The organism is Amycolatopsis sp. NPDC089917 (genome assembly GCF_040684635.1).
In the GTDB taxonomy this organism is placed as follows: Bacteria; Actinomycetota; Actinomycetes; order Mycobacteriales; family Pseudonocardiaceae; genus Amycolatopsis.
The window spans coordinates 1-15,722 of record NZ_JBFBGL010000108.1; the positions used below are offsets into that span (position 1 = coordinate 1).

Annotated in this window: 17 protein-coding genes; 11 read left to right on the plus strand and 6 right to left on the minus strand. The window is 70.0% G+C overall.

Annotated elements, in window-relative coordinates:
* Positions 1-104: 104 nt before the first annotated feature.
* Positions 105-2,336, minus strand: a complete 2,232-nt coding sequence (locus tag AB0N89_RS39490) for an NB-ARC domain-containing protein (RefSeq protein WP_364216347.1) — start codon at positions 2,334-2,336, stop codon at positions 105-107.
* A 102-nt stretch (positions 2,337-2,438) separates the two neighbouring features.
* Between AB0N89_RS39490 and AB0N89_RS39495 the strand changes: the two genes are divergently transcribed.
* Positions 2,439-3,083, plus strand: coding sequence for a LuxR C-terminal-related transcriptional regulator (locus tag AB0N89_RS39495; RefSeq protein WP_364216350.1), 645 nt, complete (start codon positions 2,439-2,441; stop codon positions 3,081-3,083).
* Positions 3,084-3,092: 9 nt separating this feature from the next.
* Here the strand turns inward: AB0N89_RS39495 and AB0N89_RS39500 are convergent, their stop codons facing one another.
* Positions 3,093-3,662 carry a LuxR C-terminal-related transcriptional regulator gene (locus AB0N89_RS39500; protein WP_364216389.1) on the minus strand — a complete coding sequence of 190 codons (570 nt, stop codon included), beginning with the start codon at positions 3,660-3,662 and terminating at the stop codon, positions 3,093-3,095.
* Between the two features lie 443 nt (positions 3,663-4,105).
* Here AB0N89_RS39500 and AB0N89_RS39505 point away from each other — a divergent pair, with 443 nt between their 5' ends.
* From AB0N89_RS39505 to AB0N89_RS39520, 4 genes are all read left to right on the plus strand, one after another.
* Positions 4,106-4,642, plus strand: coding sequence for a toxin-antitoxin system HicB family antitoxin (locus AB0N89_RS39505; RefSeq protein WP_364216353.1), 537 nt, complete (start codon positions 4,106-4,108; stop codon positions 4,640-4,642).
* A gap of 63 nt (positions 4,643-4,705) precedes the next feature.
* Positions 4,706-5,551: a DUF4097 family beta strand repeat-containing protein gene (locus AB0N89_RS39510; protein ID WP_364216356.1), complete on the plus strand. Its 846-nt coding sequence runs from the start codon at positions 4,706-4,708 to the stop codon at positions 5,549-5,551.
* Between the two features lie 33 nt (positions 5,552-5,584).
* On the plus strand, positions 5,585-6,535 hold the full coding sequence (locus tag AB0N89_RS39515; RefSeq protein WP_364216358.1) for an ATP-binding cassette domain-containing protein: 951 nt from the start codon (positions 5,585-5,587) through the stop codon (positions 6,533-6,535).
* Complete coding sequence (locus tag AB0N89_RS39520; RefSeq protein ID WP_364216362.1) at positions 6,532-7,320, plus strand: ABC transporter permease; 789 nt, start codon at positions 6,532-6,534, stop codon at positions 7,318-7,320. The genes AB0N89_RS39515 and AB0N89_RS39520 overlap by 4 nt, the downstream gene beginning before the upstream one ends.
* Positions 7,321-7,428: 108 nt before the next feature.
* Here the strand turns inward: AB0N89_RS39520 and AB0N89_RS39525 are convergent, their stop codons facing one another.
* From AB0N89_RS39525 to AB0N89_RS39535, 3 genes are read right to left on the minus strand one after another with little or no spacing between them, the layout of a single operon-like run.
* Entirely contained in the window at positions 7,429-8,880 is a 1,452-nt protein-coding gene (locus tag AB0N89_RS39525) for an alpha/beta hydrolase (protein ID WP_364216365.1), read from the minus strand.
* Positions 8,881-8,918: 38 nt separating this feature from the next.
* A complete protein-coding gene (locus AB0N89_RS39530) occupies positions 8,919-9,638 on the minus strand; it encodes an ABC transporter permease (RefSeq protein ID WP_364216368.1) in 720 nt (239 codons plus the stop codon).
* Positions 9,639-9,669: 31 nt separating this feature from the next.
* Positions 9,670-10,554 (minus strand): ABC transporter ATP-binding protein, encoded by an 885-nt coding sequence (locus AB0N89_RS39535; RefSeq protein ID WP_364216371.1) that lies wholly within the window; start codon positions 10,552-10,554, stop codon positions 9,670-9,672.
* 119 nt (positions 10,555-10,673) lie between these two features.
* On the opposite strand from AB0N89_RS39535, the gene AB0N89_RS39540 reads away from it, so the two are divergent.
* Positions 10,674-11,792 carry a histidine kinase gene (locus tag AB0N89_RS39540; RefSeq protein ID WP_364216392.1) on the plus strand — a complete coding sequence of 373 codons (1,119 nt, stop codon included), beginning with the start codon at positions 10,674-10,676 and terminating at the stop codon, positions 11,790-11,792.
* Entirely contained in the window at positions 11,789-12,391 is a 603-nt protein-coding gene (locus AB0N89_RS39545; protein ID WP_364216374.1) for a response regulator transcription factor, read from the plus strand. The genes AB0N89_RS39540 and AB0N89_RS39545 overlap by 4 nt, the downstream gene beginning before the upstream one ends.
* Here the strand turns inward: AB0N89_RS39545 and AB0N89_RS39550 are convergent.
* Positions 12,388-12,957, minus strand: a complete 570-nt coding sequence (locus tag AB0N89_RS39550; protein WP_364216377.1) for an XRE family transcriptional regulator — start codon at positions 12,955-12,957, stop codon at positions 12,388-12,390. The genes AB0N89_RS39545 and AB0N89_RS39550 overlap by 4 nt on opposite strands.
* A 68-nt stretch (positions 12,958-13,025) precedes the next feature.
* Here AB0N89_RS39550 and AB0N89_RS39555 point away from each other — a divergent pair, with 68 nt between their 5' ends.
* From AB0N89_RS39555 to AB0N89_RS39570, 4 genes are read left to right on the plus strand one after another with little or no spacing between them, the layout of a single operon-like run.
* Positions 13,026-13,619: a class I SAM-dependent methyltransferase gene (locus tag AB0N89_RS39555; protein ID WP_364216380.1), complete on the plus strand. Its 594-nt coding sequence runs from the start codon at positions 13,026-13,028 to the stop codon at positions 13,617-13,619.
* Positions 13,616-14,080, plus strand: coding sequence for a DinB family protein (locus AB0N89_RS39560; protein WP_364216383.1), 465 nt, complete (start codon positions 13,616-13,618; stop codon positions 14,078-14,080). Before AB0N89_RS39555 ends, AB0N89_RS39560 begins: the two co-directional genes overlap by 4 nt.
* A 13-nt stretch (positions 14,081-14,093) precedes the next feature.
* Complete coding sequence (locus AB0N89_RS39565; protein WP_364216386.1) at positions 14,094-15,062, plus strand: alpha/beta fold hydrolase; 969 nt, start codon at positions 14,094-14,096, stop codon at positions 15,060-15,062.
* Between the two features lie 52 nt (positions 15,063-15,114).
* Positions 15,115-15,594 carry a DinB family protein gene (locus AB0N89_RS39570; protein WP_364216395.1) on the plus strand — a complete coding sequence of 160 codons (480 nt, stop codon included), beginning with the start codon at positions 15,115-15,117 and terminating at the stop codon, positions 15,592-15,594.
* Positions 15,595-15,722 lie beyond the last annotated feature (128 nt).

Here is a 15,722-nt window from a genome sequence, read left to right on the forward strand (position 1 = left end):
TCACGGGACTCTCGATCACGAGCGAAAACCGATCGAGAGGGGGGCTCCCAGAGTCCCTCAAGGAGGCCTTCACGGACTTGGCACCCGACCACCTGGACCGACGCTTACCCGCGCAGCAGCTCCAGCTCGGCCAGCGCCTGCTCCCGCCACGCGTTGAACGACGGGGCCGTGGAGAGCTCCACCGCCAGGTCGAGGCACTCCCTGGCCTCCTCGAAGGCGCCGGCCTCCCGCCAGGCCCGTCCCTCGCGGATCGCGCTGATCACTTCCAGCCCGTCGAAACCGCCTTCCCAGGCGAGCCACCGGCTGGTGCGGTAGTGACTCGCCGCTTCCCGCCATTCGGCGCGAGCGCCGAGCACGTCGCCGATGGCGCGCAGGGTCAGGGTCTGCAGCAGCTGATGGAAAGCGGGATACGTGTCGCCCGCCAGGCGTTCGGCGTCGGCGAGCACGGCCCGGTGCACGGCGAGCGCCTCGGCATGCCGTCCGGCGTTGAGCAGCGCACGTCCGTAGATGTTCCGCGCCGAGGTCTGCCCGTCCCAGAACGGGAGTTCGTCCGCCATCTCGTATCCGCGCTTCGCGAACTCGAACGCTTCGTCGCTCTCGCCGATCAGCCGCAGCACCTGGCCGAGGTAGATGGACGCCCAGGTCTGCTCGACGCGGTCGCCGATCCGGACGGCGATCTCCAGTGCCCGGCGGTGCACCACCACGGCGCCTTTGTCGTCACCGGAACAGACACTGCAGGCCCAGCCGACGAAGTTGAGCAGTTTCGCCTCGTCCCCGGCGTTGCCCAGCGCGTTCGCCGCCGTCGCGCCGAGCGAGAAGATCTCCAGCCACGGCTTCTGGGCACTGCGTCCGTCGGAGTACCAGTGCAGCGCGATGGCGAGATCGCCGACCTCCCGGTGCCGGCCCTTCCTGGCCGCCAGCCGGTGCGCGGCGACCCAGTTCCCGCCTTCGACGTCCAGCCAGCGGCCACCTTCCTCCCGCGAACCGAACCGCCCGGCCTCCGGTGCCTTGGGATAGAACAGCTTGGCCGCTTCGGTCGCCTTGTCGAGCAGGTGGGTGAGCACGACGTCCCGTGCGGCCGGATCGTCCTCCGCCTCGAACCGTTCCTCGGCGAACAGGCGGATCAGGTCGTGGAACTGGTGGCGTTCCGGTTCGGCGGTGGTCTGCAGGAGGCTCGCGTCGACGAGTTCGTCGAGGTGGTCCTGGACGTCGCCGGGGGAGGCGCCGGAGACGACGCCCGCGAGTTCGAGGCCGAAATCGGCGCCCGGCACGGCCGCCAGCCGCCGGAACAGCCGCCGCGCGCCCGCCGAGACCGCGCGATACGAGAGATCGAACGCCGACCGCAGCTGGAGATCGCCCGCCGCGAGCGCGCGCAGCCGCGTGCTTTCGTCGCGCAGCCGGTCGGCCAGCTGTGCCAGGGTCCACTGCGGCCGGGTGGCGAGCCGGTTGCCCGCGATCCGGACCGCGAGCGGCAGGTATCCGCACAGTTCGACGAGTTCCCGCGCGGCGGCGGGTTCCGCGCGCACGCGGTCGGCGCCGACGATCCGGGCGAGCAGGCCGGTCGCGCCGTCGTCCGAAAGCGGTTCGAGCCCGAGCCAGCGCGCGCCTTCGAGACCGGCGAGCGTGCGGCGGCAGGTGATCAGGGTGAGACTGTCCGGCCCGGCGACCAGCAGCGGCCGGACCTGCGCCTCGTCGGCCGCGTTGTCGAGCAGCAGCAGCACTTTCCGGTCTTCGAGCAGCATCCGCAGCAACGCCGACCGTTCGCTTTCGGAGGCGGGGACCTGCCCCGGAGCGACGTCCAGCGCGCGCAGCAGCCGATCGAGCGCGGCCCCGGCGCTCAGCGGTTCCTCGTCCATCCCGCGCAGGTCCACCGCGTAGCCGCCGCCCGGGAACTCGTGGCGCCACCGGTCCGCCGCGGTCACCGCGAGCGCGGTCTTCCCGACTCCGGCCTGCCCGACGATCGCGACCACTCCGCCGCCCTCGGCGACCTTCGCGGACAGCTGGCCCAGTTCGCTTTCCCGGCCGGTCAGATCCGCCAGCGGCGCGGGCAGCGCGCAGGTCGCCGCGACCTGCGCGGCCAGCGCGGGATTCCTGCGCCGTCCCTGTTTGGCGACGGTCAGGAAGAACTCGCGGTCGTTGCCGGTCAGGCCGAGCGCGTCCGCCAGCACTTCGGCGGAGCGCTGCTGGGCGGCTCGCGCGCGGCCGCGTTCCAGTTCGCGCAGGGCGCGGACGCTGATCCCCGAAGCCTCGGCCAGCTGCCCCTGTGTCCAGCCCGCGGCCCGGCGGTGTTCGAGCAGGAGCTTGCCGAACACCGACCGCTTCTCACTGTTCTCCACAGGTTCCACCGAGGCCCATTCAACCGGCAGGCTTCCGCCGAGGCAAAGCTGCCCCCTGCTTCCGCTTGTCCCGCCTTCTCCGGGGCCGGTTACCTGGAAAGCATGTCGACGACCATGACGACACCTGTCCGGCCGATGCTCCGTACCCGGGAACGCGGGGAGATCCGGGTCGCCGTGCACGCCGGGGATCCGCTCGTCCGGGCGGGACTGCGCAGCGCGCTCGGCGACGGCCACGGCATCGTCCTGCGGGACGATCCGGCGCAGGCCGACGTCCTCGTCGCGGTCGCGGGCAACGAACCGCACCGGATCCCGGCCGGGTCGGCGCGGCTGGTGCTGGTCGCCGACGAGCCCAATCAGGCGGAACTGTGGGCCGCGGTGGAACGCGGGCTCGCCGTCGTCGTCGCGCGCGCCGAGGCGACACCCGCCCGGCTGCGCCGCGCCGTCGCCGACGCCCACGCCGGCCGAGGTGACCTGCCCGCGGACCAGCTCGGCAGTCTTCTCCGGGGGATTTCGCGGCTGCACAAGGAAGTTCTCGAGCCGCGCGAGCTGACCCTCAGCGGGTTGTCGCCACGGGAGACCGAGGTGCTCCGGCTGCTCGCGGAAGGCTTCGACACCGGGGAAATCGCCCGGCGGGTGGCCTACTCCGACCGGACCGTCAAGAACATCCTGCACGGCCTGCTCAGCCGATTCGGTCTGCGCAACCGCACGCATGTCGTGGCTTACGCGCTCCGCGAAGGCCTCATCTGACGAGCGGCTTCAGATGACCCCTTCACGGATCGCGTAAGCCACCGCGTGCGACCGGTTCCGCAGCCGCAGCCGGTCGGTGACGGCGTAGATGATGTTCTTCACCGTGCGTTCCGAGTAGGAGAGTTCGGCGGCGATCTCACCCGTGTCGAGCCCGTCGGCCATCAGGCGCAGGACGTCGATCTCCCGCGAGGAGAGCGCGGCCCCGGCCGGCCCGTTCGGCGCGAGCATCTCCCGGTGGAGCCGTTCGGCGTGTTCGGCCAGCCGGTCGAGCAGATCGGACGGCGGGCTCACCTTCGCCGACGCGGCGACGCGGACGCTGTCGGCCACGCGCGCGTCGGTCGCCGCGGACCTCGGCAGGATGGCGACCACCCGGCACGCCACCGCCACCGCGAGCCCGCCCTCCTCGATCCGGTCGGTCACCAGCACGATCGGTTTGCCGAGTTCGGCGGTGACCGCGCGCAACGCGGTGACCGCGTCGGCCGAAAGCCGGTCGAAGGCGGCGACGACGACGTCCGGTACTTCCCGTGTCCGGCCGTCGACCACCCGCACGGCCGCCCGGGTGTCGAGGAGGTCGGCCATGCCGGCCTTCGTGATGGGGTCCAGGGCGCAGACGCTCACCCGAACTGCTTGCATGTGTTCCTCTTCTGCCGCGGACCACATTCTGTCCACTGTGGATCTTCGCTTTGTCAAGAGCCGCAAGGACAAAAAGCGTTGCCCGCGCGAGCGGGCGAACTTCTTGTACGGTGGGTTCCGGGTGGCGGCCCGCCTGGGTGACCCCCACACCCGACGGTGGGTCGCTCCCTTTTCCCGCGTGGCTCGTGGCGATTCTCGCCCGCCGCGAACGGCCTCGGCAACGCGTTCGGCCGTGTCCTGCTTCCCCCGCCAGCCGAGACTGGCCGAATGGGCATCCCCTTGGCGTATTGATCGAAAAAAGTGCCTTCTAGCTGCGCAAACGCCATCTTGGCGCCGTCTGGCACCACTTGGCACTTGCGATGGTGCCACTGTGGTGCCATGATGGCATCATGGATTTGACGCCTTTTGTGGACAACGTTCGCCGGGAGCTCGCCGTCGCCGCCGAGGCGGGGGGAGCCGAGGCGAGCGCTCTCGCCGAACGCCTGACCGCGCCGCTGGCGTCGGCCATCCGTCTCGCGCTGCTGGACGCGTTGTCCGCCGCGTCGGACGAGATCACCCGGGACCTCGCGCCCGGTTCGGTCGAGGTCCGGCTTCGTGCCGGGGAAGCTAGTTTCGCCGTCGCGCTTCCCGCGGTCGAGCAGGCCGGACCCGTCACGGCATCGGTGCCGGAGCCGCCGGCGCCGCCGATGCCGCCACCGCCTCCGATCCCTGACGAGGACGGGGCGACGGCACGCATCAACTTCCGCTTGCCGGAACAGCTCAAGGCGCGCGTCGAGGAAGCCGCCGCCGCGCAAGGCCGTTCGGTCAACGCGTGGCTCGTTCGGGCCGCGTCCGCCGCGTTGGCGCCGTCCGGACCGACCGCTCCGCGCGGCTCGGCAAGCGGCGGCCTTCCCGGTACACAGCGCTACACCGGCTGGGTCAGCTAGACCCCGGCCCGAACCTCTCGGACCAGCACAAACACCGATCACACCACCTTTCAGGGGACAACCATGCCTTCTTTCGCCACTCCGGAACCCATCCTCGCCGACCTCGAACCGATCGTCGGCAGCGTCCGCATCGTCGCCGGCGACCGCGCCGACACGGTCGTCGAAGTCGCTCCGATGGACGAGAACAACGACTCCGACGTCGACGCCGCGAGGCGGACCGTCGTCGATTTCTCCGGCGGCACACTGACGATCCGCGCGCCGAAGATGCGCCTGCTCGACTTCTCCCACCGGACGAGGTCGATCGACGTGACCATCGAACTGCCCGCCGGCTCCCGGGTGCAGGGGAGCACCGGCCTCGGCGACCTGACGGTGACCGGGCGGATCGGTTCGTGCCGCTACAAGTCCGGGACCGGGCACATCCGGCTCGACCACACCGGCGAAGTGAAGCTGCACTCCGCGTCCGGGAGCATCGTCGTCGGGCACGTCGACGGCAACGCCGACATCAGCACCAGTTCCGGCCGGGTGGAGGTCGGCGTGATCACGGGCACGGCGGTGGTCAAGAACTCCAACGGGTCCACCACGATCGGGACAGCGGGCGACTCGATCCGCCTCCGCTCGGCCAACGGCGACATCGCCGTCGAGAAGGCCGAAAGCGGCGTCGAAGCCAAGACCGCCAACGGTTCCGTCCGGGTGCTCGACGCGGCCAGGGGCACGCTGACCCTCGACACGTCGATGGGGAACATCGAGGTCGGCGTCCGCGAGGGCAGTGCCGCCTGGCTCGACGTGAACACCCGCTTCGGCCGCGTCATCAACGACATGACCGCCGCCACCGCGCCCGGCGACACGACCGACAAGCTCGAAATCCACGCCGGCACCTCCGTCGGCGACATCGTCGTTCACCGTTCCTGACCCTCAGGGTCCTTGCACACCAGGGGAATCCACATGAGAAACCCGGCCATCTCCGCGACCGGACTGCGCAAGTCCTACGGCGACAAGGTCGTCTTGGACGGCATCGACCTGCACGTCCCGACCGGTACCGTCTTCTCGCTGCTCGGCCCGAACGGCGCGGGCAAGACCACCACGGTCAACATCCTGTCCACTTTGGTCGGCCCGGACGCGGGTGGCGCGACCGTCGCCGGAGCCGACCTCGCCACCGATCCGGACGGCGTCCGCGCGGCCATCGGCGTCACCGGCCAGTTCTCCGCGGTCGACAACCTCCTCACCGGTGAGGAGAACCTGTTCCTCATGGCGGATCTTCACCATCTGCCACGCCGCGCGGGCCGCGAACGCGCCGCCGAACTCCTGGAACGGTTCGAACTGACCGACGCCGCGAAGAAGACACCGGCCACCTTCTCGGGGGGCATGCGCCGCAAACTCGATCTGGCGATGACGCTGATCGGCGACCCCGAGGTCATCTTCCTCGACGAACCGACCACCGGTCTCGATCCGCGCAGCCGCCGCACGATGTGGGAGATCATCCGGGACCTCGTCGACGGCGGAGTGACGATCTTCCTCACCACGCAGTACCTGGAGGAGGCCGATCAGCTCGCCGACCGTGTCGCGGTGCTCGACGGCGGCCGGATCGTCGCGCTGGGCACGCCCGACGAACTCAAGCGGCGCGTGCCCGGCGGGCACATGCAGCTGAAGTTCCCCGACACCGCGGCGCTGCGCGACGCGACCCGTGCGCTCCGAGTGTCCACTTCGGACGAAGAGGCGCTGGTGCTCCGCGTGCCGACCGACGGCACCGTCACCGCCCTCCGCGCGGTGCTGGACCGGCTCGACGCCGAAGCCGTCGCCATCGACAGCCTCACCGTGCACACGCCGGACCTCGACGACGTGTTCCTCAGCCTCACCGGTCACCGGACCGAAGCGCCCAAGGAGATGGCCCGATGACCACCCTGTCCCTCTCGATGCGTGACTCGGCGACCATGTTGCGCCGCAACATCCGGCACATGCAGCGGTATCCGTCGCTCACCATCATGCTGATCGGCCAGCCGATCGTGTTCCTGCTGCTGTTCGTCTACGTCTTCGGCGGCACGCTGGGGAACGGGCTCGGCGGCGGGGGAGGCAGAGCCGAGTACGTCGGCTACGTCACGCCCGCCATCCTGCTCGTGACCGTGTGCAGCGCCGCCCTTGGCACCGCGATCTCCGTGGCGACCGACATGACCGAGGGCATCATCGCGCGGTTCCGCACGATGGCGATCAGCAAGGCGTCGGTCCTGACCGGGCACGTCGTCGGCGCGTTCCTCCAGACGGCGTTCGCTCTCGCTGTGGTCTTCGGGGTCACGCTGCTCGTGGGCTTCTCGCCGACGGCCGGCGTCGGCGAGTGGTTCGCCGTGATCGGCGTGCTGGTGCTGCTGACCGTCGCGCTCACCTGGCTTTCGGTGGCGCTGGGCCTGGCGGCCAAAAGCGTCGAGACGGCCAGCAACACGCCGATGATCTTCATGCTGCTGCCCTTCCTCGGCAGCGGGTTCGTGCCCACCGACTCCATGCCCGCCTGGCTGCGCTGGTTCGCCGACTACCAGCCGTTCACACCGGTCATCGAGACCATCCGGGGGCTGCTGCTCGGAACCCCGGTCGGGAACAGCGGCTGGTTCGCGGTCGGCTGGTGCGCCGTGCTCGCGACCGTCGGGTACCTCTGGTCGAAGTCCTTGTTCGCCAAGGAACGCGACCGCTGAGCCAGAGTGCGACCGGGGGTCGCCCCGGGCCGGAGCCGCCTTCACGGTTCCGGTCCGGGGCGTTCGCGCGCCTCCCGCATTCAGAGGACTGAACGCGGGAGAGAGCGGTCACGAAGCTCCGCAGGCCCGGTCGTCCGGCCGCTCACCGGTGACCAGGAAACGCGTCGCGAGGTCGTTGGCGCACTGGTTGTCCTTGAACAGGTACGCCAGATGCCCGCCCTGGTCGGCCGTGACCATCCTGGCGCGGTCGCCGAAGGCCTCACGCAGCTTCCGGGCGCCCGCCAGCGGTGTGGCCGGGTCGCGGAGGTTCTGCACGATCAGCACGTTCGACGGACCGCGGCCGGTGATCTTCACCGGCGGTTCGATCGGCTCGGACGGCCAGTACGCGCACGGCGTGATGTCCGCGCCCGCCGCGCCGAACATCGGGTGCCGGAACCGGTCGATCGCCACGTTGCGCCGATAGGTCCCGACGTCCTCGGGCCAGTCGGAGTCGTTGCAGATCACGTGCAGCTGGCTCGCGATGTAGTTGTCGGACGGGTACGGCGTGCCGGCGGGCGCTCCTCCCGCGGCGGGTGCCGGCACGGGCTTGCCGGTGTCCAGCGCGTGCCACTTCTCGGCCAGGTTCGGCAGGTTCTTGTCGTAGTAGAGATCGGCGAAGGTGATGTGGCGGAACACCTGGCCGTCGTAGCCGTCCGGGCTCGGTTTCCGGTCCAGCCGCGCGGCGAGCTCGAAGTACTTCGCGGTCACCTGCGCCGGCGTCCGGCCCAAACCGTACTCGGGTTTCGAGGCGGCGAACTTCGCGAAGTCCGGGAAGCGATCTTCGACGCCCTGGCCGAACATCCGCGCGAAGGAGGCGTCCCAGCCGCCGGGGCCGGTCGCGCTGTCGATCAGGAACCGGTCGCTGCGCTCGGGGAACAACGACGTGTACACCGAACCGAGGTAGGTGCCGTACGAGATGCCGAAGTAGTTCACCTTCCGCTCGCCCAGCGCCTCGCGAACGCGGTCCATGTCGCGGGCGGTGTTGGCGGTGGTCATGTACGGCAGGAGCGACGCGGTGGCCGAAGAGCCGCACTTCGCGGCGACACCGGCGACCCGCTGGGCCTCGGTCGTGACGTCGGCGGAGTTCTCGGCGTACCTCGGGATGTTGGTCGGCTGCTCTTCGAGGCTCAGCCCGCAGGTCACCGGGGTGCTGTTGTGGACGCCGCGCGGGTCCATCCCGATCACGTCGTAGCTGTCCAGCACCTCCTGCGGGATCTTCAGCTTCTTGAGGGTGTCCGGAAAGGCCAGTCCTTCGCCGCCGGGACCACCCGTATTGGTCAGCAGCACGCCGCGGCGCTTCTCCGGTTCGGCGCTCGCGAGCCGCGAGATCGCGATCTCGATGGTCTTCCCGCCGGGGTCGCGGTAGTCCAGCGGGACGTCGAGGGTGCCGCACTCCAGGCCGAGGCCGGACGCCTCCGCCGGGCACGGACCCCACTTCGGCGGGGGAGCGGCCGACGCGACCGCCGGGGTCGCCGCGGTCGCCAGAGCGGCGGCGAGAACGGGAAGAAGGGCCTTGCGCATGGTTCACTCCTCGGATCGGACGAGTCCACTTCGGATGGTCACCGGCGCGGTTCCCAGCGGAAGAGCCGCGAAGCCAGGACGACGGCGACGAAGACCCAGGCCAGCGTCGGGGCGAGCAGGAGCAGCGAGTCACCGACGGCGACCCCGCCGTTCCAGGCGTTGACGGCGAGTTCGGTGGCCGAGCCACCGGGCAGCAGCCGCTTGACCAGGGTCAGGTCGTCGGTGCCGGAGATGCCGACCCAGGTGGCCACGGCGATCACGCCGAGGGTGACCGGCAGGGTGGTGATCTGGGCGTGTTCGGGCGAGTTGGTCAGGCCCGCGGTGGCCAGGCCGAGGCCGATCATCATGGCGACGGTGGCGAGCACGGCCACCACCAGCAGGCCGATGTTGTCCGGCTTTCCGGCGACCGTGCCCAGCACGGTCATGATCACGGCCACCTGGACCAGCGCGATGACGGTGACCGGCAGCACCAGCCCGATCAGGATGGAGGCGTCCCCGGCCGCGGTGGAGCGCAGCCGCTTGAGGAACAGGTTCTGCCGTCGCGAGGCCAGCGTCGTCACCGAGCTGGCGTAGAGACCGAACGCGCATACGGTGAACATCAGGATCGCCGCGACGTAACCGAGGCTGCCGATCTTCTCGAAGAGTTCGTGCTGGTAGACGAAGAACGCGCAGATCGCCAGGGGCATCACGAAACTGGTGATCAGGACCGAGCGGTTCCGGAAGATCTGGATCAGCTCGCTGCGGGCTATCGAAAGCATGACTTGAGTCCTTTGTGGAGTGAGTGGTCGGCTAGTCGTTGTCGATCGCGCGGAACACGTCGTCGAGCCGGGTCGGGCCCGCTTCGAGGTCCTGCAGCTCGACCGCGTTGTCCTGCGCCCACCGCAGCAGGGTGTGCAGGTCCTTCTGCAACCCGAAGGTCTCGATGACGAACTTGCCGTCGTGTTCGCGCCTGCCCTGCAACGGCAGCGCCGGTGCCGACGCCGGAAGGGTGAACCGGATCACCGCGGGCAGCGTCCGCGTCAGTTCGGAGACCGTGCCTTCCTGGTGGAAGGTTCCCCGGTGCATCAGGCCGATGCGGTCGGCGCGCTGCTGCGCCTCCTCCAGGTAATGCGTGGTGAGCACGATCGTGGAGCCGTCCTCGCGCAACTTGTCGACGGCGTCCCACAGCGCGTCCCGCGACTGGATGTCCAGACCGGTCGTCGGCTCGTCCAGGAACACCAGCTCCGGCGAGCCGTACACCGCGGTCGCGAAGTCGAGCCGCCGCTTTTCGCCACCGGAAAGTTGTGACACTTTCGTGGTGGCCTTGCGGGTCAGGTCCACGACGCCGAGCACCCGTTCGAGCCGGTCCGTGCGCCGGGTCAGCGCCCCGATCAGCTGGATCGACTCCTTCACCGTCAGGTCCGGCGAGAAGCCGCTCTCCTGCAACATGATGCCCATCCTGGGCCGGACGGCGGCGCGGTCCCGCGGGCTCTTCCCGAGCACCCGCACCGTGCCCGACGTCGGGTTCCGGTGTCCCTCAAGGGTTTCCAGGGTCGAGGTCTTCCCGGCCCCGTTCGTGCCCAGCAGGGCGTAGAACTCGCCGCGGCCCACCTGGAAGGACAGATCCTTCACGGCGTGGAAGTCGCCGTACTTCAGGTTCAGTCGGTCAACGTCGATCACTGGTGTCGAAGTCATGCCTCGATCTCAACCGCTCCGGCCCGGCTCGGCCAGTGCGGCCACGTCATGATGAACCCATGACACGGTGTCACTGTTGCCGGTGACGGCCGGGGGCCGATACTGGACCCATGTCTGATGTGGACACCGAGCCGGCGAGGGGCCAGCTGCGCAGGCTCAACCTCACGATGTTCTTCCCGGTGCTCGCCGTCGCCGGGGTGGCCGTGGTGGTGATGGACGCGCGGACCTGGTGGCACGCCGTCGTCCTGGGGTTGAGCACGCTGGCCGCCATGGTCGCCTTCGTGCGCTGGGCGGCGGGCGAGGTTCTGCGGGTCGCGATCCCGTGCCTGGTCGTCACGGCCCTCGTGTGGCCGTTCTCCGTGCTGGTGGTCGGGGGTGGTTCGGCGTTCTTCGGGGTCTTCTTCGTGGGCGCCCTCGTCGTCCCCCAGCTCCCCCGTCATCGGGTCGCGGCCGCTTTCGCGCTCACCGCGTACATCGCGGGGGTGGGCGCGCTGAGGCTGCTGGTCGCCCACGACGACGTCTCCGGGGAACTGATCCAGTTCGTCTTCGTCCCCGTCGCGATCACCGCCATCGTGCTCGGTCTCATGTTCCCCAACAAGCGGTTCTACGACGTCGTGGAGGAGCTCGAAGAGGCACGTGAACGGGAAGCGGAACTGGCCGTGATCCGCGAACGCGTCCGGTTCGCGAGCGATCTGCACGACATCCAGGGCCATACGCTGCACGTGGTGAAGCTGAAGACCGCGCTCGCCAGGAAGCTGGTGGACATCGACGCCGAGCGGGCCAAACAGGAACTGGGGGAGATCCACGCGCTCGTCAGCGACACGATCACCCAGACGAAGGAACTCGCCTATGCTCAGCGGGAGCTCAACCTCTCCGCCGAACTGGAGAACGCGAGGAACTTGTTCGAGGCGGCGGGCATCCGCGTGCGCGTCAACCGGGAGGCGGACGTCGACCCGGACGCGGGCAGGCTGCTCGGCCAGGTCCTGCGCGAGACCACGACCAACATCCTGCGCCACGCGCAGGCGACCCGGGTGCGGATCACCCTGTCGGAATGGAGCATCGGCATCGTCAACGACGGCGCCCAGCGCGCACCGCTGCCGGAACTCCGCGGGCTGGCCGCGCTCGAACAGCGCGTCGTCGCCGACGGCGGTGAACTGACGGTGAAACAGGAAGGTGGGCAGTTCGTGACGGCCGCGTCCTTTCCCGGTAAGCGATCCGAAGTACTGGAGAAGCGATGACCACGGTGGTGCTCGCCGACGACGAAGCCCTGCTCCGCAAGGCGATGGCCGCGTTGCTCCCGCTCGAGGGCGAGATCACCGTCCTGGCGGAAGCGGAGAACGGCGAGGAGGCCGTCGAGGCCACCCTGCGGCACGAGCCCGACGTCCTCGTCATCGACTTGGAGATGCCCGGTGTGGACGGGCTCGGCGCGGTCGCGGAGATCCGCCGCACCCGGCCGAACCAGGTCATCCTCATGCTGACCCGGCACGCGAAACCCGGCGTGCTGCGCAAGGCCCTCAAACTCGGCGTCCAGGGTTTCGTCAGCAAGGCGGCCGAACCGTCGCACATCACGTCCGTCATCGCCACCCTGCACCAGGGCAAACGCTGGATCGACCCGGACGTCTCCGCGCTCGCCGTCGTCGACGACTGCCCGCTCACCGAGCGGGAGCTGGAGGTGCTGCGAGTGACCGGTGAGGGGTACTCCGTCGCCGAGATCGCTGCGCAGCTGCACCTGGCGCAGGGAACGGTGCGGAACTACCTCTCGAACGCCATGCAGAAGACGCAGACCCAGACCAGGCACGAAGCCGCCCGGTACGCCCGCGAGCACGATTGGCTTTAGCGCGCCCGGATGTGGGCGCGTTCGCCCTGCGGGCCGAAAAGGACGAGCGTTTCGACGGCGTGCCCATCGGCCGAGCCGAGCCAATGCGGCAGCGCGGTGTCGAATTCGGCGGCCTCGCCGGGCGGCAGGACCAGATCGCGGTCGCCGACCACCAGCCTTAACCGTCCATTGAGGACATAGACCCATTCGTAGCCGCCATGCGTCTGCGGTGTGGGCTCCGCCGGTTCGTCGCAGCCGGGGATCAGCATCTTGAACGCCTGCACGCCGCCGGCACGCCGGGTGAGCGGCAAGAAGGTCATGCCGTGGCGGTGGATCGGCTGCAGGTGGATCCGCGGATCGCCGGTGCGGGGCGCGCCGACGAGGTCGTCGAGCGGCACGCCGTGCACACGGGCCAGCGGCAACAGCAGTTCCAGCGTGGGCCGTCGTCCGCCGCTTTCCAGCCGGGACAACGTGCTTTCCGAGATCCCGGTCGCCCCCGACAACTCGGCCAGGGTCAGGCCGCGGTGTTTGCGCAGGGCGCGCAACCGGGGACCGACCGCGTCCAGCACCTCGTCCGTCTCGTCCATGCCGCCGATCTTGCCAGGTCGGCAAGTTTTCGTGCCAATCCGCGGTGCCCGCCGCGAAGGTGGTGACCATGAACGCGACAGAATTCTGGGACGGACACTACGAACGGCGCTCGACCGATACGCCGAAGGTGAACGCGAGACTGGCCGAGATCGCCGGCCCGCTGGCCCCGGGCGCCGCGCTCGATCTGGGCTGCGGCGGAGGGGGAGACGCGCTGTGGCTGGCCGCGCACGGCTGGCAGGTGACCGCTGTCGACATCTCGGGCGCGGCCGTGCGGTCGCTCCGGGAACGCGGCGAGCCGATCGAGGCGCTCCGCGTCGACCTGGCCGGAGACTTCCCCGACGGCGCTTTCGACCTGGTGTCCGCGCTGTACTTCCACACGCCGTTCGACCTGGACCGGGCCCGTGTGCTGCGGACGGCGGCGAGTTCGGTGAAGCCGGGCGGACGGTTGGTGATCGTCGATCACGGCTCCGCGGCTCCGTGGTCGTGGGATCAGGACGCCGAGTACGCCACACCGCTCGAAGTGGCCGCCGAGCTGGCGCTCGACCCGGCGGACTGGTCGATCGACCGCGCGGACGCCGCCGAACGGCAGGCCACCGGCCCGTCGGGGCGGACCGCGACCGTCGTCGACCACGTCCTGGTTCTCCGGCGGGCCGGACGATGAGCCGCGAACGCGACGCCGGGCCGCCGTCCACCGGGGTAGGTGAGAAGGACGTGCTCGCCGGTTTCCTCGACTACCTGCGCGCCGCCGTCGTGGCCAAGGCCGAAGGCGTTCCGGAAGACCTCGCGCGGACCCCCGGGGTGCCCTCCGGCACGAACCTGCTGGGCCTGGTCAAGCACCTGACCCAGGTGGAACGGCACTGGCTGCTCGGCCACCCCGTCACCGGCTGGAAGGCGACGTTCCATCCGGCGCCGGACGAGACGACGGCGTCGATTCTCGCCGCCTACCGGGAAACCACCGCCGAGGCGAACGCCGAGATCGCGTCCTGGGACGACCTCGCCGCGAAGGGACCCCGCCGGGGATCACGGCGCTGGACGCTGACCCACCTGATCGAGGAAACCGCGCGGCACGCGGGACACGCCGACATCCTGCGCGAACTGATCGACGGCGCCACCGGGCGCTGAAACGGAGACCTCCATGTTCCACCGAGCCGCCGCGTTCGTCGCGGCCCTCGCCCTGCTGACGGCCTGCGCTTCACCGCCCGCCGCCCCGGCCTACGAGAACGTCACTCGCGGCGACACGGCCTTCGCGCGGCAGTTCCGGCACGAGTTCGCCGACGTCGACGGGGTGAAGATGCACTACGTCACCGGCGGGAAGGGCGCGCCGCTCGTCCTGCTGCACGGCTGGCCGCAGACCTGGTACGGCTGGCATCGCGTCATGCCCGCGCTGGCCGAGCACTTCACGGTGTACGCGCTCGACCTCCCGGGTCTCGGCGACAGCACCGGCTCGCCGCCCAGCTACGACAAGGCCACCCTCGCCCGCTACGTGCACGGTCTCGTCGCCGGAAAGCTGGGTCTTCGGGACGCCCGGATCGTCGGGCACGACCTCGGCGCGGCCGTCGCGTTCCAGTACGCCGCGCAATTCCCCGGTGATCTCACGAAGCTCGCCTATCTCGACCTGCCGCTGCCCGGTCCCGCGCTCGACGCGGCGGCCTACCGGAACCTGAGCTGGCACATCGCCTTCCACTCGCAGAAGACGGTTCCCGAGGCCGTCGTCGGTGACGACGTCCGCGAGTACCTGTCCCTGTTCTATCCCCAGGTCGCCTACTCGGGGACGGCTTTCGGCGGGCCCGGGGCGCCTTCGCCCTTCGACGACGCCGAGGTCGACGAGTACGCCCGTACGTACACCAGGCCGGAGGTCCTGCACGGCGGGTTCGAGCTCTACCGCACGCTCGGCCAGGACGCGGCCGCGAACGCCGGTGCGAAACCGATCAGCACGCCGACCCTGCTGATGACGGCCGAAGGACTCCTCGAACCGCAGAAGGCCACGCTGGCGCCCCGGGTCGCCGACCTCGCCCGCGCCGTCGAGGTGCCGCGGGCCGGACATTGGCTCGCCGAGGAGAATCCGGAGTTCGTGAGCGCCGAGCTGGCCGGCTTCCTGAAGTAGGTTGCCGGTGCTCGAAGGTCTTTGCCATGCTTCGTTCGTGTCCTCACCTTCCATGCCCACTTTGGACGTCCTCAACCATCCGTTCCGTGAGCAGTTCGAGGTGTTCCTCGACGAGCATCGCCGTGTCTTCGAACGATGCCTGGAGGGACTGACCGAGGAGCAGGCGCGCCGGTCGCTCGTGCCCTCCCGGACGACGCTGCTCGGTCTTGTGAAGCACGTGACCTTCGTGGAGAAGGTGTGGTTCGACGAGGCCGTCACCTGCCGCCCGCGGTCCGAGATCGGAATCCCCGACACGCCTGACGAATCGTTCGTCCTCGATGACGAGGACACGATCGCCGGCGTGCTGCAGGCGCATCGCGAAGCCTGCGAGGCGTCCCGGAAGGCGGCATCGGCGCTGGGACTGGACGACCTGGTCCACGGGAACCGGCGCGGCCCGCTTCCGCTGCGCTGGGTGTACCTGCACATGCTGCGTGAGCTGGCCCAGCACGGCGGGCACGCGGACATCCTGCGCGAGCAGATCCTGAGCGCCTAGCCCGCCGGCCCGGCACGTGTCGTGAGTGGCGATTCGGGTAAGAACCCCAAGCCCCCCCACCCCCCCATATGCCCGCCGGAGCGGGGGGGGGGGTCACCCCCGGTGTTTGCCGCCGGCCCCCCCGGGCG